We start from the raw sequence: 537 nt of genomic DNA, 5'->3' as shown, positions 1-537 counted from the left end.
CAGCCAATATTTGTCTATACGATACACTGAGCGACTTGCTGAAGCTGGAATTCAAGCGTCTGTAGGCAGTGTGGGTGACTCTTATGACAATGCATTGGCTGAAACAATAAATGGATTATTTAAAACAGAGATTATTCGCAGAAATGGCCCGTGGAAGAATGTTGATGCTGTTGAATACGCAACGTTAGAGTGGGTCAATTGGTTTAATAATCAACGCTTATTATCTTCAATTGGGTATATTTCACCAGCTCAATATGAAACAGACTACTATGATAATTTAAACGAGTCAGGTAAAGTGGCCTGACTTAAACAAACTGGTCTCCGATGAACTCGGGGCGATTCACTTACTGAATTAGATCAGAAAGAAATTCACTCAGATCAGCTGGACTAGTTTTAAAACTCGGTCGCTTGCGGCCGAGATTTTTGTTGTTTGCCCAGCAAAGCTGGCAAACCCGATAGGCTGAAAGATGCCTTATCACCCCGACTAAGGGGAAGATAATCCGAATGGCAAGGGCGTTATTGGCTAACGATAGGGTC

The 537-nt window shown here is 42.3% G+C and carries 2 protein-coding genes; one reads left to right on the top strand and one right to left on the bottom strand.

Annotation, left to right across the window (positions count from 1 at the left end):
* Positions 1 to 304 (top strand): integrase core domain-containing protein (locus L654_RS0100900; RefSeq protein WP_024606970.1); only part of this gene is annotated, 304 nt, incomplete at its 5' end.
* A 40-nt stretch (positions 305 to 344) separates the two neighbouring features.
* Here the strand turns inward: L654_RS0100900 and L654_RS1000000128070 are convergent.
* Positions 345 to 537: hypothetical protein (locus L654_RS1000000128070; protein ID WP_033027606.1), on the bottom strand; the 193-nt coding region annotated here is incomplete at its 5' end.

This window comes from Pseudoalteromonas sp. TAB23 (genome assembly GCF_000498075.1).
GTDB lineage: Bacteria > Pseudomonadota > Gammaproteobacteria > Enterobacterales > Alteromonadaceae > Pseudoalteromonas > Pseudoalteromonas arctica.
The sequence above is the reverse complement of the archived record's forward strand: the minus strand, read 5'-3'. Positions and strand labels throughout refer to the sequence as shown.